The organism is Streptomyces sp. CA-142005 (assembly GCF_050942335.1).
In the GTDB taxonomy this organism is placed as follows: Bacteria; Actinomycetota; Actinomycetes; order Streptomycetales; family Streptomycetaceae; genus Streptomyces.
Genome location: NZ_CP192078.1, coordinates 1324783 through 1341244, shown reverse-complemented (window position 1 = coordinate 1341244; position 16462 = coordinate 1324783). Strand labels below are relative to the sequence as shown.

Here is a 16462-nt window from a genome sequence, read left to right as displayed (position 1 = left end):
GCGGCCGTGTGCCCTGAAACCACGTTCGGGAGCGATTCCGCATGCTGACCGACATGTCGACAACCCGTCCCGGCACGCCCACCACGGACCCGGCCGCCGCCGCTCCCGCGCGGCGGTCCCACGACGACGCCCCCGACACCGCGCAGCTGTTCACCCGGCTGGCGGAGCTGGACGACGGCCCCGAGCGGGACGCCGTACGCGACGAACTCGTCGCCGCCTGGCTGCCCATGGCCCACCGGATCGCCGGCCGCTTCCGCGACCGGGGCGAGTCCGTCGAGGACCTGCGGCAGGTGGCCGCCCTCGGCCTGGTCAAGGCCGTCGACCGCTTCGACCCGTCCCGCGGGGCCTTCGAGAGCTACGCCGTACCCACCATCACCGGCGAGGTCAAGCGCCACTTCCGGGACCGGATGTGGGCCCTGAGGGTGCCGCGCCGGGTGCAGGAACTGCGCAACCGGGTGCGCGTGGCCCGGCGCGAGCTCGCCCAGCACCCCGGCAGCCCCGAACCCACCCTCGCCGCCCTGGCCGCACACACCGGACTCACCGAGGAGGAGGTCGGCGCGGGCCTGGAGGCGCTGGAGAGCTTCAGCACCCTGTCCCTGGACGCCGAACTGTCCACTGGCGACGACGGCTACAGCCTCGCCGACACCCTCGGGGCGACGGACACCTCCTACGACGTCGTGGTCGACCGCGAGGCCGCCAAGGAGGGGCTGCGCCGGCTGCCCGAGCGGGAACGGGCCATCCTCTACATGCGGTTCTTCGAGGACATGACACAGAGCCGGATTGCCGACCGCCTGGGCATCTCCCAGATGCACGTCTCCCGGCTGATCAGCCGCAGCTGCGCCCGGGTCCGCGACGAGGCCATGGGCCGGCGCGCGTGCGGCGCGGACCCGGCATGAGCGCACGGCCGACGGACCGTCACCTCGTCGGCCGCTCCGCGCCGGTGGTGAGGCCCAGCGGCCGGGCCAGGCCCGAGACCGCCTCGTCCAGCCGCTGCAGATGGCGCAGCACCCGGTCGGTGACCCGGCCGTAACGCGGGGTGCGCAGAGTTCCCGGCTCCAGCATCGAGGCGATGCTGGGGCCGGTCTCGATCTTCGCCGTGGCCCGCGGGTCGGCGACATGCGCGGCGATCGCCTCGATGTTGTGCACGATCCGCGCGCCCGCCCCGCGCAGCCGGGGATCGGCGGCGATCGACGGGTGCGTCGGCAGCAACTCGGCCGTGGCCGCGAGCGAGCGCCCGTGGTAGGCGCAGGTCTCCAGCAGCGCCACCACGTACCGCGCGGTGTCCCGGCGCGAGCGCAGCGGGGTGATCGGATGGGTCAGCGGCTGGGTGGCCCCGCGCAGATCGGCCAGAGCCTGGTCCAGATCGCGCGCCTGCTCCACCAGATCGGCACCCGCCCCGCCGCTCAACTGGTCGACGGCGGCCCGGGTGACCTCGGCGAGCCGGTCCAGGACCGTGACGAGGAGTTCGTTCGTACGGCGGTCGGTGTGGACCGGCAGCACCACCGCCGCCGCGATCACCCCGCAGGCCGCGCCGAGCGCCGTCTCCTCCACCCGCAGCACCAGCACCGACATGCTGTAGGTGTTCAGCAGCGTGTACAGCAGCCCCAGCATCGCCGTGACGAAGAACGACATCAGCGTGTACGACAGGGGCGCGGTGTAGAACATCGCGAAAATGAACAACAGCACCAGGCCGAACGCCGTCCAGGTGTGGTGCCCGACCAGACCGGCGAGCACGATGCCGGCCACCACGCCGAGGACCGTGCCCACCAGCCGCCGGTAGCCCTTCACCAGGATCTCGCCCGTCGAGGCGGTGTTGATGAACACGATCCAGCAGGTCAGCACCGCCCAGTACCAGCGCTGGCCGGACAGCAGTTCGCCGCCCGCGATGGCCAGCAAGGAGCCGACGCCCACCTGGACCGCGGCCCGTGTCGTGGGCCGCTTCAGACCGCTCGGCCCCGGCTCCTCGGCCTCGGCCTCCTCGCCCGCCTCGATCGCGGCGTCCTCCGCGTCCAGCTCCTCGCGCGAGCGGGCCGTCGCCGGGGTGTCGTCGGACTCGTCCTGCGGCCCGTCCAGCGCGACCCGCAGACCCAGCGCGGCCCGGGCCGCCTCGCCGAGCCCGCGGAAGACGTCCTGCACGGCCGGCGAGGCCTCGGGCAGGTTCTCCTCCTCGCGGTAGCCGAGCAGCCGGTTGCGCACCTGGGCGAGCGCGCTGCCCCGGGCCTCGCCGACCGGCCGCAGCATCAGCAGCCGCAGCGCCTGCAGATCCCGGCGCAGCGCCGTCGCGGCCTCGTCCCGCACCGGCAGCTCCCCGCCGGAGGGCAGCGCGGCGCCCGGCAGATGCAGGGTGAGGGTGTTGGTCCGCTCGGCGCTGCGCGCGGTGAGCAGCAGCAGCCCGAGCCGCTCGGAGGCGATCTCGGCGTCCGCGACCCGGCGCTGCAGCAGCCGGGCCACCGCCGCGTCGGAGGTGCCGTCCTCCAGCCGCCCCTGGATCAGCAGCGCCGTCTCGTGCAGCCGCGCGGTGGCGGTGCGCAGATCGTCCAGGACCTTGTCCACCTCGTCCGGCCCGGCGTCCAGCAACTCGGTCTGGACGGCGATCAGCTGCGCGAGCCGGGCGCGGAACGCCCGCCGCAGCCGGTCCAGGGTGCCCGCCGGGGTCTGCGGCAGCAGCACGAAGCGCGCGGCGGCACTGCATGCGAAGGCCACGCAGATGACCCCGTACAGCGCGGGCAGCGCCGCGGTGGTCGCGCGCACGAACAGGGAGAGGAAGTAGATCTGAAAGCCGATCAGGCCGAGCGCCGTGCCGCGGTCGCCGAACCGGCGGCTGTAGACGGCACAGACGATGAGGACGACGAAGAACAGGTCCCCGACGACGACCCGTTGGTTCAGCAGCGTGCCCAGCGACACCGACGCCAGCGCCACCGGCAGGCCGAGCGCGAGCGTCACCGCCTGCGCCGAGCGCTGCTTCTCCCGGATGGCGAAGGTCGACACCATCGCCGCCATGGCACCGGCGACCAGTTGGGGCACCGGCACCCGCAGGGCGGCCAGGACGGCGAGGGTGAGCGCGATCGCGGTGACCGTGCGCAGTCCCGCGGTGAGCCGCAGCAGTCCGGGATCGTACGCCGCGAGCCTGTCCCACATCCGCACCCGCCCAGACCGTCCCGCTGTGCTCACGCCGCCGCGCTCTCTCCCGTGCCAGAAATCGATCTCCGACCCAGCATCGCACGACGGTGCGGACTACCTGCCCTCGGCGAGGGTGGCGGCCACCAGGGCATTGGCGTGTCCGGGCCCGAGACCGTGCTCGGACTCGAGCCGGCCGACCAGCTCCATGTGCCGCGTCAGCGGCGAGGAGCGGATCAGCTCCTGCCACTCGGCGACCGGACGGCCGTACGTCCTCTCGATCGAGGGCAAGCAGCTCGCCGGGCCCTCACATCACGGACTTCCCGCCGCCCCGCTCTCGACCCGCGCCCGCACCTGTTCCGGGGTCAGATACGCGTCGGTGAACTCGAAGTCCTTCAGCCGGGCCGGCTTGCGGGCCTGGAACCCGGTGCGGACGAAATCGTCGCCGGCGACCGCGTTCAGCAGCCAGTTGGTCATCACCCGGGTCTTGGCGACATTGGTACGCAGCGCCGACCAGTGGTAGCCGCGGGCCACCGCCTGGGCCGGCAACCCGCGCAGTTCGACGCCGAGCGGCTTGGACACCGCGTCCTTGCCGCCGAGGTCGACGACCAGGCCCAGGTCGTGGTGCACGTACGGCGTCAGCGGCTGCGCCCGCAGCGTCGCGATGACGTTGTCGGCGACCTTCTTGCCCTGGCGCATGGCGTGCTGCGCGGTGGGCGGGCAGATCGCGCCCGGCTCGCCCTTGGCCTCGTCGGGCACGGCGGCCGCGTCCCCGAGCGCGAACACGCCGTCGTGACCCGGGAGACACATCTCGGCGGTCACCGCCAGCCGGCCGCGGACCGTCTCCGCGCCGAGCGTGGCGATCAGCGGGCTGGCGACCACGCCGGCCGTCCAGATCAGCGTGTGCGTCGGCACCACCCGGCCGTCGGTGAAGGTGACCTCCTCCGCGCCGGCCTTGTCGATCGACACGCCCAGCGACACCTCGATGCCGCGCCGCCCCAGGATCTCCTGCGCGCTGCGGCCCAGCTTCTCGCCCAGCTCCGGCATCAGCTTGGGCGCGATGTCGATCAGATGCCACTTGATCAGGCCGGGATCCAGGCGCGGGTAGCGCTGCACGGCGGCGTGCGTCAGCCGTTGCAGACAGGCGGCGGTCTCGGTGCCGGCGTATCCGCCGCCCACCACTACGAACTGCAGCCGCGCGGCCCGCTCCGCCGGGTCGTCGCTGGCGTCCGCGAGGTCGAGCTGCGAGATGACGTGGTCGCGGATGTACGCGGCCTCGGCCAGGGTCTTCATCCCGAAGGCGTGCTCGGTCAGCCCCGGGATGTCGAAGGTGCGGGTCACGCTGCCCGGCGCCAGCACGATGTAGTCGTAGGGCTCGTTGACGATCTTGTCGGTGATGGTGCGGACGACGCACACCTTCGACCTCAGGTCCACACCGATCGCGCCGCCCGGGATGATCCGGGTGCGGTACTTCTTGCTGCGGCGCAGGCTCAGGGCGATCGACTGCGGCGTCAGCACGCCGGAGGCGACCTGGGGCAGCAGGGGGAGATACAGCTGGTAGGAGTACGGCGTCACCAGGGTGACGTCGGCCTCGGCGGGAGCGAGTTTCCGCTCCAGGCGGCGCACGCACGCAACTCCGGCGAAGCCTGCGCCAACCACCAGGATCCTGGGTCGTGTCACGGTGTTCATCCCTTTCTGCGGCTCCGGGCGGTCCGACTCGACGCCGTTCGTTTGCCCTGGACCGGTGCGCGCCACCTTTGATCCCACCGTGCCCCGAGTCCTTCCGCCAGCCAGGCGCGGCAGGCAGACGAACGCATGGGCACCAGCATGCCCCCGCCCAGGGATGGAGTAACCGGTTGTCGCACAGATACACGTCGTACACACGCCGCCGTCACCAGGGCAGGAACACGTGGATGTCCTTGCCCTCGTCGTCGACGACGACGCTGACCTGCGTGCACAACGTGTGCACCAGGTGCCAGCCGATGCCGCCGCCGCCCGTGCGCGGCTGGAAGGGCCGCGGTTCGGGCTTGATGGTGCTCGTGTCGTGCATCGTCACGTGCACGCCGTCGAAGGTGCGGCGCATCCGCAGACCGAACGGCCCGGGCGCGTACTGGATCACGTTGGCGGCCAGCTCCGTCACGACCAGCAGTATGTCGTCCCAGTACTCGGGCGCGGCGGGCGGCGCCTGGGTGGCGAGCGCGCAGAGGAAGTCCTCCGCGGCGAGCCGGGCCTCCGTGACGTTGCGCAACTCACCCGCGAAGGAGAAGGTGCGCTCGTACCCGTCCTCCGAGGGCGGTGTGTCGTCCCCACGTGGCTGCGTCGCCATCTCGCAATCCCCGGTCCTGGGCGGTCGGGGGCGTGGCGGGGCCCTCCGGCCAGGACGGCTGTCGGTGCTGATCTCATTCTGTGCCTGCGAGTTCCCGCCCCCGGGCCGGATATCCGTCCGCCCCGGCCCGCGCCCCTGCGGATACCCCCACCCGGTGTGGACGTCAGCGGAAGACATCGTCCGGCTCGTCCCACTCCGCCGGCTCCTGCGCGAGACGCGCCGCCCGGGACCGCGCCTGGTACATCGCGTCGATCTCGGCGGCGTAGTGCCGCACGATGGCGTCCCGGCGCAGCTTCAGCGACGGGGTGAGCAGTCCGTTGTCCAGCGCGAACGGCTCCGGGAGCACACGGTAGACCCGGATGGACTCCGCGCGGGAGACGGCGCTGTTGGCGGAGGCGACGGCCCGCGCGATCTCCTCCCGCAGTGCGTTCTCCTCACGGCTCTCCCGGCCCTGACCGTCGCCCTGGAGCGCCAGGGAGCCCCGCCAGTGCGCGAGGAAGTCCGGGTCCAGGGTGATCAGGGCGCCGACGCACGGCCGGTCGTCGCCGATCACGACCGCCTGGTGGACCAGCGGATGCATACGGAGCCGCTGCTCCAGGGGCGCCGGGGCGACGCTCTTGCCGCCGCTGGTGACGATGACGTCCTTCTTGCGCCCGGTGATCGTCAGATACCCCTCGGAGTCCAGCCGCCCGATGTCCCCGGTGGCCAGCCAGCCGCCGCGCAGCGCGGCCCGCGTCGCCGTCTCGTCGCCGACATAGCCCTGGAACACCGACGGGCCGCGCACCAGGATCTCCCCGTCGTCGGCCACCTGGACCTCGGTGCCCGGCAGCGGCCGGCCGACCGTACCGGACTTCTCCCGGCCGAGCGGCTGCATGGTGATCCCCCCGGAGACCTCGGTGAGGCCGTACCCGTCGTGGATGTACACCCCGATGCCCTCGTAGAACAGGTTCAGTTCGCGGTTCAGCGAGGAACCGCCGGACGTGCCGCGCACCACGCGTCCGCCGAGCGCCGCGCGCAGCCTGCGGTACACCGTCCGCTCGTACAGGGCGTGTTGCAGCCTCAGCTCGAACCCGGGCCCCGGCCCGGCGCCCAGCCGGTGGCGCTCCTGTGCCTGGGCGAAGTCCCGCGCGGTCTGCGCCGCCCGCTCGAACAGGGCACCCCGGCCCGCCTGTTCGGCCGCCTGCAGGAACTTCTTGTAGAGCCTCTCGAACACCGACGGCACGCCGTACAGATACGTCGGCCGGAACGTGGTCAGCGCCGAGGCCAGCGACGCCTCGGTCAGCTCCGGCTCGTGCGCCATCAGGACGCCGCCGCGCACACACACCAGCATGATCATCAGGCCGTACACATGGGAGAACGGCAGAAACGCCAGCACGGACGGCTGCTCGCCGGGCGGAGCCGCCGTGTGCTTCCAGCCGGCCAGGTACGTGTCGCAGGGATAGGCCAGGCCCCGGTGGCTGAGCGCGCAGCCCTGGGGACGGCCGGAGGTGCCGGAGGTGTAGACGACCGCCGCGGTGGCGTCCGGCAGCACGATCCGGCGCAGCGACTCCACCGTGGTGTACGGCACCAGCGCGCCCTGCTCGACGAGTTCGGGCAGCGCGCCCGCGTCCAGCTGCCAGACGTGGCGCAGCCGCGGCAGCCGGGCGCACACCGTGCCGACGGTCATGACGCCCTGTTCGTCCTCCACGACCACGGCCACACAGCCGGCGTCCCGCAGGATCCACTCGACCTGGTCCCGCGAGGACGCCGGATGGATCGGCACGACCTCGGCGCCCACGGCCCACAGCGCATGGCTGAACACCGTCCACTCGTAGCGGGTGCGGGACATCAGGGCCACCCGGTGGCCGGGGGAGATCCCGGCGGCGATCAGCCCCTTGGCCAGGTCGACCACCTCGTCGCGCAGCTCGACGGCGGTCACCTCCCGCCACACGGTGGCGGCGGAATCCACGCGATGGGCGAGCACCGGCAGGGTGGGACTGCGCTCCGCGGTGTCGAAGACGCTGTCGGCGAGGCCGCCGGTGAGCGGCGGGGCAACGGCGGGAGCGAGGGCGACGTCGCGCATGCGCTGCTCCTGGATGTACAGAGGGTCACACCGCCGATCGGCTCAGTGTCGGCGGTGCTCGAATGTAGCCCAGCGGACCGCATTCGGTGCCGGGAACGTGGAAGTCGTGATCGACTGATGATGCGGGCGTGTCCTGGGGACTCGGCAGACATGAGTCATGTGAACCCCGATCCGGAACCCGAGCGGACCACCGGGCTGGAGCCCGGCGGCTCGGTACCGCCCGGCGAGACGCCGCCGGCCGAGAGCAGCATGCCCGAGGCCGGGCCCCGCGAGACGCACAACCCGACCCGGGGCTGGGCCAAGGCGCCGCTGACGCTGATCCTCGTCGTCGTCGCGCTGGTCGCGCTGTTCTTCCTGGTGTACGCCCTGGTGCTGATCGTCTGACCTCGGGCGGTCAGCTCTGGGTACGCCGGACGCACTCGGTGACGACGTCCCTGAGGTCGCCGCCGTGCTCCAGCAGCATGCGCTGCTCGCGCGCACCGTTGCCGCGCCGCAGCAGCTCCGTGATGCCCTGTTCGGCGCGCTCGGCGTCGCCGGTGGCGGTGAGCGCGTCCCCGGTGTGGGCGAGCAGCGAGCGCAGCACCTGCGAGGCGGGCTCGGGCCGCATGGTCGCCGGGTCGAGCAGGTTCTCCTCCAGGCCGAACCGGGCGGCCTGCCAGTCGGCGAGCCGCAGCAGGCTCACGCTGTGGCCGGGCGCCGGCCGGCCCGCCCGCCAGTCCCGGGCGGCCGTCTCCACGAGCGCGCGGGTCAGCGTAGCGATCAGCACGGCGGTTTCCGCGCCGAGGCACACGTCGGCCACCCGGACCTCCACGGTCGGGTAGCGCACGGACAGCCGCGCGTCGAAGTAGACCATCCTGTTGTCCAGCAGGGCACCGGTGGCCACCATGTCCGCCACCCGCCGGTGATACCGCTCGGCCGACTCGAACGGCTCGGTCGGCCCGGCCGACGGCCAGCGGTTCCACACCCGGCTGCGATAGCTGGCGTAGCTCGTGTCCCGTCCCTGCCAGAACGGCGAGTTCGCACTGATCGCACGGAGCACCGGGAGCCATGCCCGGATCCGGTCGAGGACGGCGATGCCCTCCTCGTCGGACTCCACGCACACGTGCACATGGCAGCCGCACACCAGCTGCTCCCAGGTCGGTATCCCGTAATGCTCGGCCAGCCACTGGTAGCGGTCGTTCACGCTGAGGGAGGGGCTGACCGGCAGGGGAGAGGTGGCCAGCGCCGCGACCGCGCAGCCCAGCTCCCCGGCGTGCCGCGCCGCCTCCTTGCGGCAGCGCACGATCTCCTCGCCGAGGTCCGCCATGTTCGCCTGCGGATGCGTGGCGAACTCCAGCATCTGCCGGAACAGCTCCTTCTCGAAGACGCTCTGCCCCGGATCGTCGTGGGCGACCCGGGCGAGGACGGCCGCCGCCAGCGCCTTCGGTTCGCCGCTGTCCGGGTCGACCAGAAGGAGTTCCTCCTCCACTCCCACGGTGCGCACCTGGTGCCACCCTTCCGTGTCCACGCCACGACGGGCAGTCGAGGCTCTGTTACGACCCCCGACTGCCCCTGGGCGGGCCGCCGACACCTGGTTTTCAGTGCTCCGGCGTCAGCCAGACCGTCGCGAGCGGCGGCAGTGTGAGCTTCAGGAACCCGTCCTCGGGCTTCATCAGCCCCGCGTCGCCGACCCCGCTGCCGCCGTAGCGGACGTCGTCGGTGTTCAGCTCCTCCTGCCAGGCGGGGATCTCTTCGCCGACCCACAGCCGGTAGTCGTGCCGGACGACCGGGGAGAAGTTCGACACCGCGAGCAGCGGGGAGCCGTCGGCCGCGAAGCGCAGGAACGCGAAGACGTTGTCGTCGGCCGCGTCGCAGAGCACCCACCGGAACCCGCCCGGGTCGGAGTCCCGCTGCCACAGCGCCGGCGTCGCCCGGTACACGGCGTTCAGGTCCCGTACCAGATCCCGCACGCCGCGGTGGTCCCCGGCGGAGTGGTAGTCGTCGTCCAGCAGCCACCACTCGGGGCCGTGCGTCTCGGACCACTCGGCCCCCTGGGCGAACTCCTGTCCCATGAACAACAGCTGTTTGCCCGGATGGGCCCACATGAAGCCCAGGTAGGCGCGGTGGGTGGCCCGCCGCTGCCACCAGTCGCCGGGCATCTTCGACACCAGCGCCTGCTTGCCGTGCACCACCTCGTCGTGGGAGATCGGCAGCACATAGTTCTCGCTGTAGGCGTACACCATCGAGAAGGTCATCTCGTTGTGGTGGTACTTGCGGTGCACCGGCTCCTTCTGGATGTACTGCAGCGAGTCGTGCATCCAGCCCATGTTCCACTTCAGGCCGAAGCCGAGCCCGCCGCTGTCCGTCGGCCGGGTCACCCCGTCCCAGGCGGTGGACTCCTCGGCGATGGTCACGACTCCGGGACAGCGCCGGTAGACGGTGGCGTTCATCTCCTGCAGGAAGGCGACCGCGTCCAGGTCCTCCCGCCCGCCGAAGACGTTCGGCTCCCACTGGCCGGAGTCCCGCGAGTAGTCGAGGTAGAGCATCGAGGCGACGGCGTCCACGCGCAGCCCGTCGATGTGGAACTCCTGGCACCAGTACACCGCGTTGGCGACGAGGAAGTTGCGCACCTCGGTGCGGCCGAAGTCGAACTCGTACGTGCCCCAGTCCGGATGCTCGGCACGCGTGGCGTTCCCGGGTTCGTACAGCGGATCCCCGTCGAACCGGGCCAGCGCCCAGTCGTCCTTGGGGAAGTGCGCCGGCACCCAGTCCATGATCACACCGATGCCGGCCCGGTGCAGCGCGTCCACCAGGTACCTGAAGTCGTCCGGGGAGCCGAGGCGGGGCGTCGGCGCGTAGTAGGAGGTGACCTGGTAGCCCCAGGAGCCGCTGAACGGATGACCGGCGACCGGCATCAGCTCGACGTGCGTGAAGCCCATCTCCTTGACGTAGGGAGGCAGTTCGTCGGCCAGCTGCCGATACGTCAGTCCCGGCCGCCACGACGGCAGATGGACCTCGTACACCGAGAACGGCGCCTGGTGCACGGGCCTGTCACCCCGGTGCGCCATCCACTCCGCGTCGCCCCACTCGTGCCGCGAGACCGTGACGACCGACGCGGTGTCCGGCGGCGTCTCCGTGCACCGCGCCATCGGGTCGGCCTTGAGGAAGCGATGGCCGTAGCGCGAGGTGATCTCGAACTTGTAGCGGGCGCCCTCGCCGATCCCGGGCAGGAACAGCTCCCACACACCCGACGCGCCGAGCGACCGCATCGGGTACTGCGTGCCATCCCAGTACGTGAAGTCCCCGGCCACCCGCACCCCCTGGGCGTTGGGCGCCCACACGGTGAAACGGGTGCCGGTCACGCCCTGGTGGGTCATCGGCTCCGCGCCGAGCGCCTGCCAGAGCTGTTCGTGCCGGCCCTCCCGGATCAGATGCAGGTCCAGCTCGCCGAGGGCGGGCAGGAAGCGGTACGGGTCGTGCACCTCCTGCTCGGCGTCGTCGTAGGTCACCAGGAGCGTGTACGACGGGATCTCCGGGTACGGCAGGACCGCCGCGAAGAGGCCGTCGCCCTCCGAGCACAGGGGGCTGCGCATTCCGTCGACCACCACGTGCACCGCGCGCGCGTTCGGGCGCAGCGCCCGGAACAGGGTGCCGCCCGGCACCGGGTGGGCGCCGAGCAGGGCGTGCGGATCGTGGTGGGCGCCGCCGAGCAATCGGCCGCGATCGGCCGCGTCGAGGGGCAGGGCCCGGGCCGGCGCGCGGCCGGCGGCCTCGGGGAGCGAGGTGTCGCGCAGAGCCATGACGTCATCCTCCCCACACGGCGAGCCGCTTGATCGCCGCCATCGGTACCGGCAGCCAGTCGGGCCGGTGTCTTGCCTCGTACAGCACCTCGTAGACCGCCCTGTCCGTCTCGTGCGCGCGCAGCAGCGCGTGCTTCTTGCGTGGATCCCAGCCGGCACGGGCCGCGTAGCCCGCGCAGAACGCCTCCCGGCAGCGGCGCGCCCATTCGGGTCGCCAGGGGCGGCGCTGCCGGGCCGCGTAGTCGAAGGAGCGAAGCATCCCCGCCACGTCCCGCACCGGGGACTGCGGAACACACCGCTCGGCGAGCGGCCGGGACGGCTCGCCCTCGAAGTCGATCACGAACCAGTCGCGGCCGGCCCGCAGCACCTGCCCGAGGTGCAGATCGCCGTGGATGCGCTGGGCGGGCGGCCCGGAGTCGCAGGTGGCCAGCGCCCCGAACGCGGCCCGCAGCCCCGGTACGAAGGGCAGCAGCGCCGGAACGGCGTGCGCGGCCGCGTCCAGCCGTGCGCACATCGCCTCGGCCGTACGGCCGTTCTCGCCCGGCCCGGCCGACGGGAACGCCCCGGCCAGCGCGAGGTGCACCTCGGCCATGGCTCGGCCCAGTTCCCGGGCCTCGGCGGTGAAGTCGTCGCCGGCGGCGAGCGCGCGCAGCGCCAGCGTCCAGCCGTCGGTCGCGTCCGGCAGGAACGGCTGCAGCACGCCCAGCGTGGCCGGCTCCGGCGCGGTCGTACCGAACCAGGCCACCGGTGCCGGCACCCGGGTGCACCCCTGTGCGGCCAGCGCGGCCGTCACCTCCAGGTCCGGGTTGACGCCCGGCTGGATCCGGCGGAAGACCTTCAGGATGTACGCGTCGCCGTACACGATCGAGGAGTTGGACTGCTCGGCGTCCAGCAGGCGCGGCGGCAGACCGCCGGGCAGATGGGCGTCCGGGTCGGCGTCGAACCGTAGCGGGCCGGCCGCGCCGGGCTGCCGCAGCCGCTCCAGCAGCAGGTTCGCCGAGCGGGGGTCGTGCAGCGCGTCGTAGACCGCGAGCCCGGCGAACGGGCCCTGTTCGGCCCGCCCGAGGTACGCTCGCTCCAGTCGTGGGGCGAGGTGTTCGCGCAGCCCGAGCAGCAGCTGGTAGCAGTCGCCGGGCGGGGGAGTGCCGCCCGGCGTGGGCACGGGCGCGTGCGAGGCGTGCACCAGCAGATGCAGACATCCCGGGAACAGCTCGGTCACGGAGAGCACGGTCAGATCGGTGACGGGCCGGTCCTTGCCCGCGAACCAGCGTTGCCTCGGCAGCCACTGGCGCAGCAGCCCACCCAACGAGACCAGGGGCCCGTCGAGGCCGACGGCCGTTCTCGGTCGGACGGTGATGGTCTTCGGCATGGTGACGCGTCCTTTCCTCGGCGCCGGTCGTTCAGCGACGGCGGCCGATGCGGGATGCGACTCGGGTGAGCCGGAACCAGTAGAAGCCGTGGCCCTGCAGGGTGAGCAGGTAGGGAAGTTCACCGATGGCGGGGAAACGCACCCCGCCGATCAGCTCGACCGGGTGCCGGCCGTCGTAGGCCCGCAGGTCGAGCTCGGTGGGCTGCGCGAAGCGGGAGAAGTTGTTGACGCACAGCACCAGGTCGTCGCCGTACTCGCGAAGGAACGCCAGGACCGCAGGGTTGGAGGACTGCAGTTCGGTGAACGAGCCGAGACCGAAGGCGGGATTCTGCTTGCGGATCTCGATCATGCGGCGGGTCCAGTGCAGCAGCGACGACGGCGACGACATCGACGCCTCGACGTTGGTGACCTGGTAGCCGTAGACCGGGTCCATGATCGTCGGCAGGTACAGGCGTCCCGGATCGGACGTCGAGAAGCCGGCGTTGCGGTCGGGGGTCCACTGCATGGGGGTGCGCACGGCGTCCCGGTCGCCGAGCCAGATGTTGTCGCCCATGCCGATCTCGTCGCCGTAGTAGAGGATCGGCGAGCCGGGCAGCGAGAGCAGCAGCGCGGTGAACAGCTCGATCTGGTTGCGGTCGTTGTCCAGCAGGGGCGCGAGGCGGCGGCGGATGCCGATGTTGGCGCGCATCCGCGGGTCTTTCGCGTACTCGGCCCACATGTAGTCGCGCTCTTCGTCGGTGACCATCTCCAGGGTCAGCTCGTCGTGGTTGCGCAGGAAGATGCCCCACTGGCAGCCGGAGGGGATGGCCGGCGTCTTGGCCAGGATCTCGGAGACGGGGTAGCGGGACTCCCGGCGTACGGCCATGAAGATGCGCGGCATGACCGGGAAGTGGAAGGCCATGTGGCACTCGTCGCCGCCGGAGCCGTAGTCGCCGAAGTAGTCGACGACGTCCTCCGGCCACTGGTTGGCCTCCGCCAGCAGCACGGTGTCCGGGTACATCGCGTCGATCTCACGGCGGACCCGCTTCAGGAACTCGTGGGTCGCCGGCAGGTTCTCGCAGTTGGTGCCCTCCTCTGCGTAGAGGTAGGGGACCGCGTCGAGCCGGTAGCCGTCGATCCCGAGGTCCAGCCAGAACCTGAGGGCCGCCAGGATCTCCTCCTGCACGGCCGGGTTCTCGTAGTTGAGGTCCGGCTGGTGCGAGAAGAAGCGGTGGAAGTAGTACTGGCCGCGCACCGGGTCGAAGGTCCAGTTGGAGGCCTCGGTGTCGACGAAGATGATCCGCGCGTCCTCGTACTGCTTGTCGTCGTCGGCCCACATGTAGTAGTCCCCGTACGGGCCGTCGGGGTTCTTGCGGGACTCCTGGAACCACGGGTGCTGGTCGCTGGTGTGGTTCATGACGAAGTCGATGATGACGCGCATGCCGCGCTGGTGGGCGGCGTCGACGAACTCCACGAAGTCGGCGAGGTCACCGAACTCCGGCAGGACGGCGGTGTAGTCGGAGACGTCGTAACCGCCGTCCCTCAGCGGTGACTTGAAGAACGGCGGCAGCCACAGACAGTCCACGCCGAGCCACTGCAGATAGTCGAGCTTGGCGGTCAGACCCTTCAGGTCGCCGATGCCGTCGCCGTTGCTGTCCTGGAAGGAGCGGACCAGGACCTCGTAGAAGACGGCGCGTTTGAACCACCCCGGGTCCCGGTCCTTGGCGGGAGTGTCCTCGAAGGTGTCGTGTACGGGTTCGTTGACGGTCATGAGGCCGCGGGCCCTCCGTTCTGGGGCGTCGATCGCCCGACGTGGAGCACGTGCGCCGGCCTGCTGCCGGGCGTCAGGCGCACGTAGTTGGTCCTGCCCCAGTGGTACGTCTCATCCGTCAGTTCGTCGTGCACGGACAGGGCGGAGTCCCATTCCAGGCCGAGTTGCGGCATGTCCAACGAGACCGTGGCCTCCTGGGTGTGGTGCGGATCGAGATTGACGACCACGATGACCGTGTCGGCGCCCGTGCTCTTGCTGTAGGCGAGCACGGCATCGTTGTCCGTCTGGTGGAAGCGGAGGTTCCGCAGGCGCTGTAGCGCGGGGTGCTGCCGTCGGATGTCGTTGAGCTTGGCGATGAGCGGCGCGATGGTGCGGCCCTCACGCGCGGCCGCCTCCCAGTCCCGTCGCTTGAGCTGGTACTTCTCCGAGTCCAGGTACTCCTCGCTGCCCTCCCTGAGCGGGGTGTTCTCGCACAGCTCGTAGCCGCTGTAGATGCCCCAGGCGGGGGAGAGGGTCGCGGCGAGCACGGCCCGCACCTCGAAGGCGGGACGGCCGCCGTGCTGGAGGTAGGCGTGCAGGATGTCCGGGGTGTTGGCGAAGAGGTTCGGCCGCATGTAGGCCGCCGCCTCACCGGACAACTCGCTGAGGTACTCGGTGAGTTCCTGCTTGCTGTTGCGCCAGGTGAAGTAGGTGTACGACTGCTGGAAGCCGATCTGGGCGAGGGTGTGCATCATCGCGGGCCGGGTGAACGCCTCCGCCAGGAAGATCACGTCCGGGTCCTTGCGGTTCACCTCCTCGATGACCCGCTCCCAGAAGACCACCGGCTTGGTGTGCGGGTTGTCGACGCGGAAGATGCGCACGCCGTGGCTCATCCAGTGCCGCAGGATGCGGACGGTCTCGGCGATGAGCCCGTCCATGTCCGCGTCGAAGGCGATCGGATAGATGTCCTGGTACTTCTTCGGCGGGTTCTCGGCGTACGCGATCGTGCCGTCGGGGCGGTGATGGAACCACTCCGGATGCTTGTGCACCCACGGATGGTCGGGGGAGCACTGCAACGCGAAGTCCAGCGCCACCTCCAGGCCCAGCTTCTCCGCCTCGCCGACGAAGAAGTCGAAGTCCTCGATGGTGCCGAGGGCGGGGTGGACGGCGTCGTGCCCGCCCTCGGGGGAGCCGATGGCCCAGGGCACGCCCACGTCCTGCGGCCCGGCGGTGAGCGTGTTGTTGGGCCCCTTGCGGAACGTCGTGCCGATGGGATGGATCGGCGGCAGATAGACGACGTCGAAGCCCATCTCCGCGATCGCCTCCAGCCGGCGCGCAGCCGTGCGGAAGGTGCCGTGCGGCTGCTCGGCCGTGCCCTCGGAACGCGGGAAGAACTCGTACCAGGAGCCGTACAGGGCCCGCTCCCGCTCCACCAGCAGCGGCATCGCATCGGAGGCGGTGACCAGCTCCCGCAACGGATAGCGGTCCAGCAGCGCGTCCACCTCGGGCGACAGCGCGGACTTCAGGCGCTCGTGCACCGACAGGGAGTCGTCGCCGAGGGCCTGAGCGGCGGCGAGGACGACGTTCCGCTCCGGGCCCTTCGGCACTCCGGCGGCCGCACGCTCGTACAGCTCGGCGCCCTCCTCCAGCACCAGCCCGATGTCGATCCCGGCCGGCACCTTGACCGAGGCGGTGTGCCGCCAGGTCGCCAGCGGATGGCTCCAGGCCTCCACCCGGAAGGTCCAGCGGCCCGTCGCGTCCGGGGTGACGTCCGCACCCCACAGGTCACTGCCGGGGGACAGCTCCCGCATCGGCGTCCACGGGCCACGGCGGCCCTTGGGATCGCGCAGGACCACATTGGCACCCACGGCATCGTGCCCTTCACGGAACACGGTGGCCGTGACCCGGAAGGTCTCCCCGGCCACCGCTTTCGCCGGGCGCCTGCCGCACTCCACGGCCGGCCGGACGTCGCGTACCGGTACACGGCCGATGGCCGGGGTCCTGCGCATGTATCTCACCTCCGCCGTGCGCGAAGCCGGGCACCCGGCCCGGCTTCGCGATCCGAGAGGGGCCGGCTCAC

Annotated in this window: 11 protein-coding genes and 1 pseudogene; 2 read left to right on the top strand and 10 right to left on the bottom strand. The window is 71.5% G+C overall.

Annotation, left to right across the window (positions count from 1 at the left end; genetic code table 11):
* The first annotated feature begins 41 nt into the window (after positions 1-41).
* The gene (locus tag ACQPXS_RS06600) at positions 42-896 is read left to right on the top strand and encodes a SigB/SigF/SigG family RNA polymerase sigma factor (RefSeq protein ID WP_433447849.1); all 855 of its coding nucleotides are present in this window, start codon (positions 42-44) and stop codon (positions 894-896) included.
* A 19-nt stretch (positions 897-915) separates the two neighbouring features.
* Here the strand turns inward: ACQPXS_RS06600 and ACQPXS_RS06595 are convergent, their stop codons facing one another.
* From ACQPXS_RS06595 to ACQPXS_RS06575, 5 genes and pseudogenes are all read right to left on the bottom strand, one after another.
* Entirely contained in the window at positions 916-3138 is a 2223-nt protein-coding gene (locus ACQPXS_RS06595; RefSeq protein WP_433455733.1) for an FUSC family protein, read from the bottom strand.
* A 96-nt stretch (positions 3139-3234) separates the two neighbouring features.
* A pseudogene (locus tag ACQPXS_RS06590) lies at positions 3235-3426 on the bottom strand (DUF4287 domain-containing protein); the annotation flags it as partial.
* 3 nt (positions 3427-3429) lie between these two features.
* A complete protein-coding gene (locus ACQPXS_RS06585) occupies positions 3430-4806 on the bottom strand; it encodes an NAD(P)/FAD-dependent oxidoreductase (RefSeq protein ID WP_433447847.1) in 1377 nt (458 codons plus the stop codon).
* Between the two features lie 202 nt (positions 4807-5008).
* On the bottom strand, positions 5009-5443 hold the full coding sequence (locus ACQPXS_RS06580; protein WP_433447845.1) for an ATP-binding protein: 435 nt from the start codon (positions 5441-5443) through the stop codon (positions 5009-5011).
* A gap of 163 nt (positions 5444-5606) precedes the next feature.
* The gene (locus tag ACQPXS_RS06575) at positions 5607-7505 is read right to left on the bottom strand and encodes an AMP-dependent synthetase/ligase (RefSeq protein ID WP_433447843.1); all 1899 of its coding nucleotides are present in this window, start codon (positions 7503-7505) and stop codon (positions 5607-5609) included.
* A 150-nt stretch (positions 7506-7655) separates the two neighbouring features.
* On the opposite strand from ACQPXS_RS06575, the gene ACQPXS_RS06570 reads away from it, so the two are divergent.
* Complete coding sequence (locus ACQPXS_RS06570) at positions 7656-7889, top strand: DUF6480 family protein (protein WP_351812564.1); 234 nt, start codon at positions 7656-7658, stop codon at positions 7887-7889.
* Between the two features lie 10 nt (positions 7890-7899).
* Here ACQPXS_RS06570 and ACQPXS_RS06565 read toward each other — a convergent pair whose 3' ends face one another.
* The 5 genes from ACQPXS_RS06565 to ACQPXS_RS06545 form a co-directional block, all read right to left on the bottom strand.
* Positions 7900-8988, bottom strand: coding sequence for a glutamate--cysteine ligase 2 (locus tag ACQPXS_RS06565; RefSeq protein ID WP_433447841.1), 1089 nt, complete (start codon positions 8986-8988; stop codon positions 7900-7902).
* Between the two features lie 94 nt (positions 8989-9082).
* On the bottom strand, positions 9083-11284 hold the full coding sequence (glgB, locus tag ACQPXS_RS06560) for a 1,4-alpha-glucan branching enzyme (RefSeq protein ID WP_433447839.1): 2202 nt from the start codon (positions 11282-11284) through the stop codon (positions 9083-9085).
* Positions 11285-11288: 4 nt separating this feature from the next.
* Positions 11289-12653 carry a maltokinase N-terminal cap-like domain-containing protein gene (locus ACQPXS_RS06555; protein ID WP_356306788.1) on the bottom strand — a complete coding sequence of 455 codons (1365 nt, stop codon included), beginning with the start codon at positions 12651-12653 and terminating at the stop codon, positions 11289-11291.
* 31 nt (positions 12654-12684) lie between these two features.
* A complete protein-coding gene (treS, locus tag ACQPXS_RS06550) occupies positions 12685-14403 on the bottom strand; it encodes a maltose alpha-D-glucosyltransferase (protein WP_433447837.1) in 1719 nt (572 codons plus the stop codon).
* Positions 14400-16391: an alpha-1,4-glucan--maltose-1-phosphate maltosyltransferase gene (locus ACQPXS_RS06545; RefSeq protein ID WP_433447834.1), complete on the bottom strand. Its 1992-nt coding sequence runs from the start codon at positions 16389-16391 to the stop codon at positions 14400-14402. Before ACQPXS_RS06545 ends, treS begins: the two co-directional genes overlap by 4 nt.
* Positions 16392-16462 lie beyond the last annotated feature (71 nt).

What these genes read in the sequence shown, in the direction of transcription:
- ACQPXS_RS06600 (WP_433447849.1), top strand. Translation starts at nt 42, where the DNA reads ATGCTGACCGACATGTCGACAACCCGTCCCGGCACGCCCACCACGGAC.
- ACQPXS_RS06595 (WP_433455733.1), bottom strand. Translation starts at nt 3,138, where the DNA reads ATGTGGGACAGGCTCGCGGCGTACGATCCCGGACTGCTGCGGCTCACC.
- ACQPXS_RS06585 (WP_433447847.1), bottom strand. Translation starts at nt 4,806, where the DNA reads ATGAACACCGTGACACGACCCAGGATCCTGGTGGTTGGCGCAGGCTTC.
- ACQPXS_RS06580 (WP_433447845.1), bottom strand. Translation starts at nt 5,443, where the DNA reads ATGGCGACGCAGCCACGTGGGGACGACACACCGCCCTCGGAGGACGGG.
- ACQPXS_RS06575 (WP_433447843.1), bottom strand. Translation starts at nt 7,505, where the DNA reads ATGCGCGACGTCGCCCTCGCTCCCGCCGTTGCCCCGCCGCTCACCGGC.
- ACQPXS_RS06570 (WP_351812564.1), top strand. Translation starts at nt 7,656, where the DNA reads ATGAGTCATGTGAACCCCGATCCGGAACCCGAGCGGACCACCGGGCTG.
- glgB (WP_433447839.1), bottom strand. Translation starts at nt 11,284, where the DNA reads ATGGCTCTGCGCGACACCTCGCTCCCCGAGGCCGCCGGCCGCGCGCCG.
- ACQPXS_RS06555 (WP_356306788.1), bottom strand. Translation starts at nt 12,653, where the DNA reads ATGCCGAAGACCATCACCGTCCGACCGAGAACGGCCGTCGGCCTCGAC.
- treS (WP_433447837.1), bottom strand. Translation starts at nt 14,403, where the DNA reads ATGACCGTCAACGAACCCGTACACGACACCTTCGAGGACACTCCCGCC.
- ACQPXS_RS06545 (WP_433447834.1), bottom strand. Translation starts at nt 16,391, where the DNA reads ATGCGCAGGACCCCGGCCATCGGCCGTGTACCGGTACGCGACGTCCGG.